The 12,869-nt window shown below is 40.4% G+C and carries 15 protein-coding genes; 10 read left to right on the top strand and 5 right to left on the bottom strand.

Annotated features, from left to right (window positions below):
- Positions 1–111: 111 nt before the first annotated feature.
- Positions 112–1,296 carry an acetyl-CoA C-acyltransferase gene (locus AC59IL_RS31605; RefSeq protein ID WP_496556250.1) on the top strand — a complete coding sequence of 395 codons (1,185 nt, stop codon included), beginning with the start codon at positions 112–114 and terminating at the stop codon, positions 1,294–1,296.
- A 95-nt stretch (positions 1,297–1,391) separates the two neighbouring features.
- On the opposite strand, the gene AC59IL_RS31600 is transcribed toward AC59IL_RS31605, so the two are convergent.
- Positions 1,392–2,111, bottom strand: coding sequence for a hypothetical protein (locus AC59IL_RS31600; protein WP_496556249.1), 720 nt, complete (start codon positions 2,109–2,111; stop codon positions 1,392–1,394).
- Between the two features lie 267 nt (positions 2,112–2,378).
- Between AC59IL_RS31600 and AC59IL_RS31595 the strand changes: the two genes are divergently transcribed.
- Complete coding sequence (locus AC59IL_RS31595) at positions 2,379–2,900, top strand: GNAT family N-acetyltransferase (RefSeq protein WP_496556248.1); 522 nt, start codon at positions 2,379–2,381, stop codon at positions 2,898–2,900.
- A gap of 69 nt (positions 2,901–2,969) precedes the next feature.
- Here AC59IL_RS31595 and AC59IL_RS31590 read toward each other — a convergent pair whose 3' ends face one another.
- A complete protein-coding gene (locus AC59IL_RS31590) occupies positions 2,970–3,317 on the bottom strand; it encodes a single-stranded DNA-binding protein (protein WP_496556247.1) in 348 nt (115 codons plus the stop codon).
- 225 nt (positions 3,318–3,542) lie between these two features.
- Between AC59IL_RS31590 and AC59IL_RS31585 the strand changes: the two genes are divergently transcribed.
- From AC59IL_RS31585 to AC59IL_RS31550, 8 genes are all read left to right on the top strand, one after another.
- Positions 3,543–3,941 carry a hypothetical protein gene (locus AC59IL_RS31585; protein WP_496556246.1) on the top strand — a complete coding sequence of 133 codons (399 nt, stop codon included), beginning with the start codon at positions 3,543–3,545 and terminating at the stop codon, positions 3,939–3,941.
- A 267-nt stretch (positions 3,942–4,208) separates the two neighbouring features.
- Positions 4,209–5,081, top strand: coding sequence for an alpha/beta fold hydrolase (locus tag AC59IL_RS31580; RefSeq protein WP_496556245.1), 873 nt, complete (start codon positions 4,209–4,211; stop codon positions 5,079–5,081).
- A gap of 110 nt (positions 5,082–5,191) precedes the next feature.
- Positions 5,192–5,347: a hypothetical protein gene (locus AC59IL_RS31575; RefSeq protein WP_496556244.1), complete on the top strand. Its 156-nt coding sequence runs from the start codon at positions 5,192–5,194 to the stop codon at positions 5,345–5,347.
- A gap of 545 nt (positions 5,348–5,892) precedes the next feature.
- Positions 5,893–6,684, top strand: coding sequence for a hypothetical protein (locus AC59IL_RS31570; protein WP_496556243.1), 792 nt, complete (start codon positions 5,893–5,895; stop codon positions 6,682–6,684).
- 203 nt (positions 6,685–6,887) lie between these two features.
- Positions 6,888–7,322 carry a hypothetical protein gene (locus AC59IL_RS31565; protein ID WP_496556242.1) on the top strand — a complete coding sequence of 145 codons (435 nt, stop codon included), beginning with the start codon at positions 6,888–6,890 and terminating at the stop codon, positions 7,320–7,322.
- A gap of 101 nt (positions 7,323–7,423) precedes the next feature.
- Positions 7,424–8,044: a tetratricopeptide repeat protein gene (locus AC59IL_RS31560; protein WP_496556241.1), complete on the top strand. Its 621-nt coding sequence runs from the start codon at positions 7,424–7,426 to the stop codon at positions 8,042–8,044.
- Between the two features lie 77 nt (positions 8,045–8,121).
- Positions 8,122–8,883, top strand: a complete 762-nt coding sequence (locus AC59IL_RS31555) for a hypothetical protein (protein ID WP_496556240.1) — start codon at positions 8,122–8,124, stop codon at positions 8,881–8,883.
- Between the two features lie 89 nt (positions 8,884–8,972).
- Positions 8,973–9,632, top strand: coding sequence for a DUF3885 domain-containing protein (locus tag AC59IL_RS31550; RefSeq protein ID WP_496556239.1), 660 nt, complete (start codon positions 8,973–8,975; stop codon positions 9,630–9,632).
- 75 nt (positions 9,633–9,707) lie between these two features.
- On the opposite strand, the gene AC59IL_RS31545 is transcribed toward AC59IL_RS31550, so the two are convergent.
- From AC59IL_RS31545 to AC59IL_RS31535, 3 genes are read right to left on the bottom strand one after another with little or no spacing between them, the layout of a single operon-like run.
- Complete coding sequence (locus tag AC59IL_RS31545; RefSeq protein ID WP_496556238.1) at positions 9,708–10,418, bottom strand: LytR/AlgR family response regulator transcription factor; 711 nt, start codon at positions 10,416–10,418, stop codon at positions 9,708–9,710.
- A 15-nt stretch (positions 10,419–10,433) separates the two neighbouring features.
- Positions 10,434–11,477 carry a sensor histidine kinase gene (locus AC59IL_RS31540; protein WP_496556237.1) on the bottom strand — a complete coding sequence of 348 codons (1,044 nt, stop codon included), beginning with the start codon at positions 11,475–11,477 and terminating at the stop codon, positions 10,434–10,436.
- A 57-nt stretch (positions 11,478–11,534) separates the two neighbouring features.
- A complete protein-coding gene (locus AC59IL_RS31535) occupies positions 11,535–12,770 on the bottom strand; it encodes an acyltransferase family protein (protein WP_496556236.1) in 1,236 nt (411 codons plus the stop codon).
- Positions 12,771–12,869: the final 99 nt, after the last annotated feature.

The raw sequence follows: 12,869 nt of genomic DNA, 5'->3' as shown, positions 1-12,869 counted from the left end.
TTCTTTCTGGCTTTCAGTCTTTCGATCTTTTCAGCTAACACTTGTTAGTAAATCCATTATCTTTGTATCTGTATTAACTTAAAACCTATTACTTATAACTTAGAACTTACTATGAATAAACAGGAAGTATATATCATATCCGCTGTACGAACGCCCATGGGCAGCTTTGGAGGAACTTTAAAAGATTTTTCAGCTACCAAACTGGGCGCTATTGCCATTAAAGCCGCCCTGGAAAAAGCAGGCGTACAGCCGCAACAGGTGCAGGATGTGCTGATGGGTTGTGTAATACAATCCAACATAGGACAAGCCCCTGCACGACAGGCCGCAAAATTCGCCGGTTTGCCGAATGAGGTGAATTGTACTACGGTAAATAAAGTATGCGCAAGCGGCATGAAAGCCATTGCACAGGCGGCCCAAAGCATTGCATTGGGCGATGCCGACATCGTTGTGGCCGGTGGTATGGAAAGCATGAGCAACGTGCCTTTTTATGTTGATACGCTTCGCTGGGGAAACAAATACGGCAATACCAATTTAATTGATGGACTGGCAAAGGACGGTTTAACGGATGTATATAATGGTCAGGCGATGGGTAATGCGGCAGAGCTGTGCGCAAAGGAGTGCGGTATTACAAGAGAAGAACAGGATGCATTTGCCATTGAAAGCTATAAGCGCAGTCAGGCTGCATGGAACAACGGAAAATTTGCCGATGAAGTGATACCGGTTGAAATTCCGCAACGTAAAGGCGATCCGGTGCTGTTTTATAAAGATGAAGAGCCATTCAACGTAAAATTCGATAAGATACCCGAACTGAAACCGGCATTTCAAAAAGAAGGAACGGTCACTGCCGCCAATGCCAGTACCATGAACGACGGAGCGGCTGCCCTCGTTTTAATGAGTAAAGAAAAGGCCGATTCACTGGGGTTAAAACCCATTGCCAAAATAGTTTCCTATGCCGATGCCGAGCAGGCGCCTGAATGGTTCACTACTACGCCGGCCGTGGCTGTACCGAAAGCAGTAGCCAAAGCCGGATTAAAAATGACCGATATTGATTACTGGGAGCTCAATGAGGCATTTTCGGTGGTAGGTATTGAAAATACAAAGCGCATGAAACTCGATCCCGCCAAAGTAAATGTGCATGGGGGGGCTGTGTCGCTGGGACATCCGTTGGGTTGCAGCGGCGCCCGCATCATTGTAACGTTGATCAATGTGTTAAAACAAAATAATGGAAAGTATGGAGCTGCAGGCATCTGCAATGGCGGTGGCGGCGCATCGGCTATGGTGATAGAGAATATGTAATGACATTTCGCGCAAAGGCGCAAAGCCTTTTCTTAGTGTCCTTAAGATCGCGAAGCGATCAACCTTGGCGCCTTAGCGCCTTTGCGCGAAGTTTTTTATTTAGAACTTAAATCGGGCCTGTAAATCAGCAACTCGGCCCAGCTTTTTTCAACAAACTGCTGAATGCCTGCGAGGTAATCGTTATATCCGCTGTCGTTGTATTCGGCTTTATATCTTTCCATAAACGGTTTCCTGAATGAAGGGTCTCTTTCTTTCCAGCCGGTTTTATATCTGAATACAAGCATGAATTGCGAAGGCCCTGAGCCCGAAGCCTGGTAAACGGCTACCGGTTCATTGCTTTTTTGCCACACTACTTTTACTTTTTTCAACATCCCGACGATGGTATCGGTGTATCCTTGTTTAGGAAAAACGTGGGTGATGGCAATTTTTTCGGTGAATTCGGTTAAGGGTGTAGAGCTTAGATCTTCGCGGTATACTGCATAACCTTGGGTACCCTGACCGGTTGTTAAGGGTATAAAGTTGGTGTTCAGGTCGGCAATATGTTCCTTACTGATATCTTTACGATCATCGAGCTGAGCCCATGAATTAGGGCCTTCCACACAATGATAGCCGCCTGCATCGGGGCCGGATAGTATTTCATAGGCCCGCCATTTCCATTCACCGGTATGGAATTTTTGGGCGTGAGCAGTCATCGCTTTTTCAAATTCAGCAACTTTCTCGGGTTTGGGAAATACCCTGAAAGTACTTACCACGTTTTTGGTTTGGCTCATTCCGAAAAAAGGAATTAATAGCCAGCAGAGAAATAGATTTCTCATGTTGTAGCATTTTACAGGTTAAAAATGTTTTGAAGAGAAGTTGTAATAGGGAGGGAAGATGGTATAGAAAAAGTTATATAAAAGGTACAACTAAAAAGTTGCAGGAAAAAATGATAGTGATCAATAATAAGCTATTATAAAAAACGCTAAATGCTGAACGCTGAATGCTGAATGCTTAACGCTCCACCTGTTCAAGCGTTTTGCGTTTTGCGTTCTGCGTTCAGCTTAGGATCAGTAAATTTGTTGTTAATCCCACAAACCTGGAGTATGGAGAAAATTATCATCGAACGCGCTACTGTAAAGGATGCGGCTATAATTGCAGATCTGAGCCGCCAGACTTTTTACGATACGTTTGCCGCTTATAATACTCCGGAAGACATGGAAAAGTTCATGAACGAACAGTTTACGCCGCAAAAGTTAATGGACGAAGTGGAGGCAGCCGGTAATATTTTTTTACTGGCCTGGAGTAACGGGGAAGTGGCCGGATATGTGCGTTTGAATGAAACGCCCAACGATTATTTACCAGCTGGTGTACGAGCCATTGAAATTGCCCGTATTTATGCCGTACAAAAAAGTATTGGTAAAGGTGTTGGCAGTGCGCTAATGCAGGAATGTTTAAATATTGCGAGGCAACTGAACAAGCAGGTTATCTGGCTGGGGGTATGGGAAAAGAACCAGAAGGCTATTGATTTTTATACCCGGTGGGGCTTTGAGAAGTTTGGCGAACATCAGTTTATGTTAGGGAACGATGCGCAAATTGATTGGCTGATGAAGAGGGCAGTTGATTAAAAAAAGAAACCCATTCCGATGAATCGGAACGGGTTGTTCACACAACAACAACAATACACTACTTGAGCGCTATTCATGGTTTTTTGAGCCAAGCATCAGCAGATCATTAACATGCACTTCGGTAATATAGCGCTTCACACCATTTTTGTCGGTATAGTTGCGATACACGAGTTTACCTGATATGGCCACTTCTTTGCCTTTGGTTAAATACTTTTCAACGGTTTCGGCTAACTTACCCCATGCCACCAGGTTATGCCATGATGTTTGAACAACTTTTTCGCCATTGGTGCCGCGATAGGTTTCATTGGTAGCGATTGAAAAACGGGCATACTTCTTTCCTTTTTCAGTAGAACCTGTTTCGGGTTCTTTACCTAAATTCCCAATAAGCTGGACTTTGTTTCTGATACCGTACATCATAATGTTAAGTTTTAAAGATTTTCAGATTTTGTTATTTCAGTCTTTTTGTAATTTCGGATCACCGGCGCCGTTCCGATTTGACAACTCAAAGATGCAACCCACGAATAGCCCTACACGACTAAATCCGTTTACGTACGTTTGTTCCCGGTCATAAACGTTTGTTGTCGCTTACAAATGGTAATTTTTTGTATTTATAATTTATCTTAGCCATCTAAACCTTTGATAATGACTGTTAGAAACTGTCTGGCTTGTGACAGGGCCATTAAAGGGCGCATCGATAAAAAGTTTTGCGATGATTCATGTCGCAATAATTATAACAACCAGTTAAACAGGGATGCTACTCCTGTGGTACGGAACATCAATAACATTCTGCGGAAGAACCGTCGTATTTTGGTTGACCTGCTTGATGGTTCGGAGAAGCAGGTTAAAGTAGTAGATAAGCAAAATTTGCTTGAAAAGGGCTTCCGCTTCGATTATTTCACCGAACGATATACAAACGAAAAGGCCGAGGAATATCATTATTGCTACGACTATGGTTACCGCAAACTGGAAGGAGAGAAGTATATGGCTGTAAAGGATACCAGGAAGAAGTCTACGCCAAAGAAAAGTATACAGCCATTATAAATTCCCATTCAGTTGGAGTGTTTAAGGTGAGCCTTCTGTTATAGCAGGTTGCGGGCGTGCAGCTTTCATTGCCCGTTTTCTTTTACGCTGTTCTTTGGATGCTTCATCTAAAAGGTAAAAGAGATGTTCAAGGTCATACATTAACGCATCATGAAATGTTTTGGCATAATTCACCCCTAAGATGTCGTTTTTACACCGTGTCAAATCCTGAAGTGAATTATAGTTTTGTGTTGTCAATAAAATTCAAACTAAAATTCAAACAGCGTTATGAAAGGTCTATTCAAAACACGTAATTCACTTAAATCAATTCTATTAATTGCAATTATGTTTGCAGCATCTCAATCAAACGGGCAACAAATCAAATCTTCCAACAGTGGTTACGCACCTGTTAATGGCATCAAAGTTTATTACGAAGTATATGGCGAGGGTAGGCCTATAGTTTTACTACATGGTGCTTTTATGACAATTAATACGAACTGGGGCCAATTAATCCCTGAGCTGTCAAAAACCCGGAAAGTAATTGCCATTGAATTGCAAGGTCATGGACATACACAGTTTTCAGATAGAAAATTATCGCACGAAACTTTAGCAAGTGATGTAGAAGGAGTAATGGATTACCTGAAAATTGACAGTGCTGATGTAGCAGGATATAGTTTTGGCGGCTCTGTGGCTTACCAGTTTGCCATACAAAGCCCTAAACGGGTAAAAAAATTAGTAATCATTTCTTCTACTTATAAAAGTAGTGGTTGGCTACCCGAAATAACCAATGCGTTTAAAACAATGAAGCCTGAACTTTTTACGAACACTCCTATGCAAGCCGCATACGATGCAGTGGCACCTGATAAAACAAAATGGACAAAGTTCTTAGAGCAGATGATTGCTTTCGCCCCGGTGCCATTCAACTTCGGTGACTCCAATATTTCGAAAATTTCTGCGCCTGTATTAATCATATCTGGTGACAATGATGGACTGGATAAAATTGAGTTGATAAAAACATATAAATTGTTGGGAGGTGCTGTTTCTGCTGATCTGGGGATAATGCCAAAATCGCAGTTGGCCATTGTTCCTTCACAAGGACATATCAGTCTGATGATGCAGACGAAAACAATCTTAGGTTACCTCGATGGCTTTTTGAAGTAAACATAATCTTATCCGGTAGTAAAAAGATGCCTCGATAAATAACTTCGGGCTATTAAATAAAAAGTGAACAATAAAGCAACAATTTCAATTAACTATAAATTAAAAAGTATATGAGAAAGATAACTGTTTTATCAATGATTACACTAGATGGTGTTATGCAAGCACCTGGTGGACCCGAAGAAGACACATCGGGCGGCTTCAAATATGGCGGCTGGACTGCATCTTATGGTAACGAGCTTTTTGGAGGTGCAGTCGGACAAGAGTGATTTTTTATCCATATGAAAAAGCAGCTTGCACAAACACCTGTGCAGCCTGCTTCAACCCAAAACCTTATATGCCTTTCATTCCATGTATACATAAAATATTTGTACTTTTAAGTAGTGCGAAATAACGGCCGGGGACAGCGAGTAGTGTGTTTTTCGTACATGCATAGGCAAATTTCCATCTAACAAAGTATTGCATCCGCTGGCGCCTGGCAAGTGTTTTTTAAATCCTTCTACTATCTCCCGCCTGGTCCCACTATCACTTACGCCCGGATTTACACTATGTTTCAGCTATCTTTCCTTTATCCTTCCGGCATGGTTCATCTATCTATAAGCCATATATAACCCATATATAAGCCATATATGAGGCATATATGACCCATCTCTTTAAAAGATGGCTTATGTATGATTTTGATTTATATCAACTGTTTTTTATATTACCCTATATGATATAGTTAGTACCTTTAAGGTATAGATGAAGATAAAAGGAGAGATGGATGAAAGGTAGGTAACAGCTAACAATTGCATAATCATTAAACCCAACATCTATGGCGCAACTGCAAGGGCCTATTTCGTTTACCGGCTCCCTGGAGGGCCTGTCGGCTTATAAAAGAAGAGGGTCCGACAAAATTATTCTACGTACCAAAGGCGGAGCTTCCAAAGAACAGATAAAAACTTATGCCAGTTTTGATTTCACCCGCAGACTGAATACTGAATTTGGCGGCTGCTCTAAGGCCTGTGCATGGATACGCCAAAAGTTGCATCCGTTTAAGCAGGTGACCGATTTTAACCTGGTGGGGCCCATTAATTCCCTGCTGAAAGGTATACAGGTGATGGATCCGGAAAGCGAATTCGGTAAGCGGCATGTACAGTTGTCGCGCAATCCGCGCATATTGGAGGGTTTTAACTTCAACCGAAGCCACCTGTTTGAATCTATTGTAAAAAATCCCGTATACTATACGCTCAACAAAGAATCGTTACAGGCAACGGTGGATATTCCGGCCCTGTTGCCCGAAGTGAATTTTGTGCCTCCTGGCAATTATCCCCTGTACCAGTTTATAGTGTCACTAAGCATAGTACCCGACTGGTTGTATAACGAGTTCGGATACCGGATGAATGGCGATTATACAAAAGCTTTTGCTGATGATATATATACCGATTGGTTCCATACAGGAAACGGTTCTCCTTCGATGCAACTAGAATTACAATTACCCAACAAACCCAATGCCGGTTCCTTTACCTGCATGCTGGCTCTGGGCATAAGGTTTGGCGTAATGAAGTACGGCGAGGTACGGCCTGTTAAATATATGGGCGGGGGCAAGATACTGGCCATGACATGAGTTTACTCAGCGACTGGCTCACAATCAATTAAGGAACATCGGTTTTCATATAATAATTTTCCTCGTAATTTTATGCTATAATAGTTTTTATATATCCATCTGTTTTCCATCCGCCAGTCAAAAGGCAGCAGAATTGTAAATGCAATTTTCGTTTTTGCGTTTTCGTATATATGTTATAACTTATGTGGCTATAATAGCTTCGAATGATATTCTCCCGAACCCAAACCTACTTCCTTTTGTTAGGGCTTTTTGTAGTTGTTTGCCTGTTGTACCAGTGTATTTGGCTGATCAGCAGTACAACTGAAGGTGAAATTATGGCCTTCGGAAAAGGCTCAGGAAGATACAGGCATGTACAAAATATACAGGTAGCATATACCGTTGGCGACCGGGAATATGAAAGTTATTACCTGCGAAATGGCATTCCGCTTACAGACAGCACCATCAGAGTAAAATATCTTCTTTTTAATCCATCATGGTCAAGGCCGGATACACCAATAGGCAACTGGGGCTTAATTTTAGTATCGTCCTGCGTATATATTTCTATTCTAACGGTTGTTTTTTGTCAAAAAGCAATTATACCATTTGGCGCGCAGTTTATAATTGATAAAAAATTTCCTTTTTTAAAGCAGAAGAAATGAGAACTCAGCCATATCTTGCGAAGTAACTTTTACTTATCCGGCTTTGTCTGTTGTCGGGTAACTAAAATAATAAGCCTGCCAAACGAATCATTTTACCAAATATGCGACATACAGAAGTGAAATTTACTAAAGCCAAAATTGACAAAATGTTTCGATTGGGTTACAAGCTTGCTTTTGAGACAAAAGGGAAAAAGAAAAATTGGGAAGATATCTTTTCACTTTGGTATTGTGCGGCAACTAACGGACATATAAGCGCTCAATTTTATTTAGCAACCTGCTACGACAATGGCTACGGGACGGATAAAAACCTGCAACTTGCTTTTGATTGGTATTTAAAAGCGGCAAAGGTGGGACATAGAGACTCTCAATATAATGTTGGCTTTTTCTATTCAACGGGCGAGCTTGGAATAAAAGATGAAAAAAAGAAAATTCAATGGTATAAAAAAGCGGCAACGGCCGGACTAATCTACGCACAACTGGACCTTGGCTATTCATATTTTTATGGTGAAGGAATAAAAAAGGACGAGCGTATGGCAGTATTCTGGTACAAAAAAGCCGCTGCTCAAAATGACGAAAAAGCGCTTTATAATTTAGGACTTTGCTACAAAGAAGGTGAAGGTGTTAAGCAATCCAAACGTTGGGCAAAATATTATTTTTTAAAGGCTGATAAATACGGACACAAATTAGCAAAGGGACAACTTAGAAAACTTGGCAAAGAGTAAAATAAATACTGGCTTGAACTTAAGGTGGGTACTGATAACGATGAAACAAAAATTGGCAACACCCTTCAAACAAAACAATGAACGACAGAATTTCAAAAATAGAAAATGATGTGCAGGACAGAAACTCTGTAGCCTGGCTAAGGTTATGTGACTATGTTGACAAAGTTGCCACAGAAAATATTGAAGAATTTTCACCCCTTGAGGCACTTGGTGAAGATTTGTTTTCTCAAATACATACACTGCCCGAAAGTATCTCAAAACTTAAAAATGTAAAGAAAGTATGGTTGTATGGAAGCAAACTTAAAAGAATTCCGCCAGAAATAGGCGAAATGGAATCTTTGGAATATTTTGACCCATATACATCATACGACTTGCATTGGTTTCCTTACGAAATAACTAACTGTAAAAAGTTAAAAGATAGCAGAGTTAGCACGAGAGCTCTTTATGGTAACTTTAAAAACAGGATGGGCTTTCCTCGTTTGACATATAATTCAGTCAGATATATCGGTGACACCGTTAATTGTAGCGTCTGCAAAAAAGAATTGACTTACGAACAAACAAACCAGCTTTGGATTTCGCTATGGGTTGGAACAGATGTTTTGCCATTATTGGCCAATATATGTTCAATAGAATGTGAGGGGCAATTGCCTAAACCAGCTAAAGGATATGTTCAGAACGCCCATAAAGGCGGTGCAGACTTAAAACAACCTACATACGAAGAATGGGAAAAAGCTAATGTTGTTAAAATGTCAATGTCAGACATTGAAAAACAAAATCAGATCGATGCAAATAAAACTCCGAAACTGTTGAAACTAATTAGAAAGATATGGGACAAGTAGACAAAAAGTGGTCCCGGTAAACGGAATGCTAATTGCCTGCCCTCGGAAGCACCTGGCCGTTATAAGCCATATTAAAGTAAAGATGAAAAATGCTGAGACAAGAATTACAATCTTATTTTGACAGAGTTTATCCTTACTCTAAAATTGACTCTGAACATACGCTTGGAGGACAAGTTCATATACGATTTGACCTTGGTGGAGAGCAACTTAAAAACGGGACAACTGAGAGAGTCAACCAGGCGACAGAAAGAGCAATGACAATATTTACTGACACATTCCAAAACCCAACTAATGATATTTTTGTTCTAATTTATGAATACCAGGGCGAAAATCTTTTCAATGCCTCAAATGACTATTTACACAAACAATTTCCAGCTGACAGTTTCGCTAAGTTTTATAATCAACTGGAAATGGTAAATACTCGTTTTTTTACGACAGACGAAAATGGCAACGATGTTTTAGACAAAGATGAAGTAAGAATTATAATTGGGAAATTGCCCGTTCAGGATATTAATGCAAGAAATATTCTGAATGGAATTGCAAATACTGAAATGGGGTTTGGTCCTGGAATAGACCAAAAAATTTTCTTTTTCGATACTTTTTCAGACAGAGCATTTCAAATGTATGACGACAGAGGTTGCTATGTTTGGAGCGACAAAGCAGATAAAATTCGTGACATTTACATAAAAAGAAATGAATGGATTATTGACTACCATAGACCTGAAATTGACGAATACTTCAAACAATGACAAGAAAAATAGCTCATAACCGAGGTTTTGTGTCAGGCGGATATTTTGAATTCCTTAATCGCAAATTGCGATACCCTACTTCTTCAACAACTTATTATTCACAATCTTCTCCATAATCTCATCTTTCTGATACTTCGAAATCGGAATCTGAAACTTCCCTTCCACATGTAATATATTTCCTTCGATTGATTGAATGCAATTGATGTTCACCAGGTACGATTTGTGTGGCTGAACAAATTGGCCGGGCGGCAATTTTTCCTGCAGGGCTTTCAGGGTTGAGTGGGTGATCAGTTTTTTGCCGGGCGTATACAGGGCTACGTAATTCTCCATAGCTTCTACGAACAACAATTCGCTGAAGGTGATCTTTTCGAGCTTGTTATCGGTTTTTACAAACAGGTAATTGTTTGAACTGGTTTGCTGCACAGCAAAGTAGTCGTACACTTTATTCGCGGATTTTAAAAAACGATCAAAGGAAATTGGCTTTAGCAAGTAGTCTAAAATATCCAGTTCATATCCTTTTATAGCATATTGCTCATAGGCGGTTGTAAAAATAACTTTTGGCGCCTGTGGTGTATTCTTTAAAAAATCAATGCCGGAAATATATGGCATTTCTATGTCGAGAAAAAGCAGATCAACCGGTTGTTGTTTTAATAGCGACGTGAGTTGAATAGCATCTTCGCAAACGCCGGCCAGCTGCAAAAAATCAATTTTTTCGATGTAACCCTGCAAACCTTTCCGGGCTAAGGGCTCATCATCGGTAATGATGCATTTAATGGTTGGTGTCATACTGATCGTTAAAAACTAACTTGCCTGTAATTGTATTATCGCTAAAAAATGATTGTCTTTTTTCTCTGCAACAAATGCATGTTTTTCCGGATACAATAACTCAAGCCGCCGCTTCAGGTTTTCAAGGCCGATACCGGTTCTTTTTTCATAATTATTTTCCTGCATCCATTCGGCGGTTTGCGGAATGGAGTTTTGAACCATAAAGTGTATGTGGCCGTTTTCTTTCTTTGCTTCGATACAAATATGGTAATCACCACCCACATATTTAAATGCATTTTCTACCAGCGGTAAAAATAACAGGGGGTATACCTGCTCACCATTCAATGTTTGATCAAAATGTACCTGCAGCTGTAATTTGTCGGAACTTCTTACTTTTTGCAGTTCGATAAAATTTTGCAGGTAATGCAACTCCTGGCTTACCGGTACTGTTTGCTGCTGATCGTACAACTGGTAGCGTAGCAGCTCTGAAAATTTTTCTATGCTCTTTTTGGCTTCTGTTACACTTTCATCCATTTGAAAGTAAACGGTATTAAGCGCATTAAATAAAAAATGTGGGTGGTATTGTGCTCTCAGGAATTTCAGTTCTGTTTGTAAATGGTCGTTGGTTAGCTTTTCCAATAACACCTTGTTATTTACATAGGCCTGCAGCAGCTTATTGCTTCGGGCAATGGCATAGTAAATAAGACACAATAATAACGGAATGATATTGATCTGTGCAAAATCGCCCCACGATAAGCCGTCATCTGTAAGTGCCACCATAGGTGTTATGACAGCGTTGTTGATCACTTCTGTTATAATCACCACCCAGGCCAGTTCCTGCAGCATGGTTTTAAAACTGATGGTATGTTGTAGCGTTTTATCGTAATGCCTAAATAATTTTTTAAAAGCATACATCATTATATAGCCGGATGCCAGCACAAAAATAATTTCAATGGTAGTTACACCCAATGGCCGCTTCCAGAATCTGGTATGGGAAATGGAGTCGTTGATCACACGTAGTGTTACATAGATCAGCAATCCATACAGGGGAGGGAACAAATATTTCCAAAACCATTTCATTATTATTCAATTTTGTTTTGCGCGCAGGCGTTGAATCGAAAAAACATGTAAGGTAAGTTACGATATTAGCACAGTTGGTTCTGCAATTTCCTTCAATTTTCCTTCTTCATTCCCTGCAACCTGTGCCTTGTATCCTGTAACCTTTTTCCGGGGCTTCATTCCAAACAAAAACCGTGTTACCGCAAATTGTTTGATCACAAGATGATAAATGGCTGTGGTTACTGCAAAGGATGCTACAAAAGTGAATATGAATTTGCTATATACCGAATCATGGCATTGCACCACATAATATACTATAACTACAATTACTGTTTGATGTAAAATATAAAACGGATATACCGCTTCGTTCAGGTAGTTGAGTATGGTATGTTTTTTATTCAGGTACTTTTTCCCATACCCAATAGCTGTAAATATCCAGGTCCAGGCGGTTAGCGGGTATAACGTCATATATGCATAGGTGCGCCAGTCGCTTTTCCAGTGTGGAATAATATCAAATGGCTCCATGTTGTTCCAGCGAATGTAATTGATCACAAAAATGCTTGCAAATGCCAGCAGCAGCGAAAATCGACGATTTCTTTCAAGACTATCCATCAGCGACGGAAAGTTAATACAAACAAATCCGGTGAGTAAAAATGTTAACCAGTACAGCACCCGGCAATAGTCGTGTATAAGATCGTGTGTTTCGGGGAACGATAAATTCATGGAAGTAAAAATTATTATCGAGGGCAGCATCAGCAGGTAAATCCATTTGCGGTTGGCCAGTTGGTTGAAAAACGACAGGCGTTTTTTTCCGTTTTCGCTCATGCTCCATTTAAATACCGGGGCAAAAACAATATCATATACAAACAAATAAACAATAAACCACAGGTGATGCCAGCTAAGGTTTCCTTTTGGATAAGCGCCGGTTGTAAAAACAGTAGGGTAGAAGTCGGCAAAATTTCCTTTGAAGCCCTGTGTCAGCCGCTCCATATATACCTGCGGCGGTACAACGATCAGCATACCGAATAGCAGTGGAATAAAAAGCCGTCTGAAACGCAGACCAATAAATGAGCCGCTGGTCCTTTTTTGCAGCATAAACCAGGTAACAGTGCCGGAAATGAAAAATAATAATGGCATTCTGAAGCGGCCGAGCCAGAAGTTGAATTCCATCAGCAGCTGACTGGTTTCATGATTTTTAATGTGCCATTCCCATTCGGCCACGTAAGCCATGCCCGAGTGCAAAAAAAACACAGCAATAATAGAGCCGATGCGCAGCCAGTCTAAGTATGCCTGGCGGTTGGATACAGGTTGCATATGAGTTAATTTTTCACAAACCTACCTGCCGGTCGGCCGCTCGTAAAATTACTTTGACGTGTGGACTGTTTTTGGAGGTCAGAAGCCGGAAGTCTGAGG

It is taken from the genome of Niastella sp. sgz303648 (genome assembly GCF_059587045.1).
This window is presented reverse-complemented; position numbering and strand designations above follow the sequence as displayed.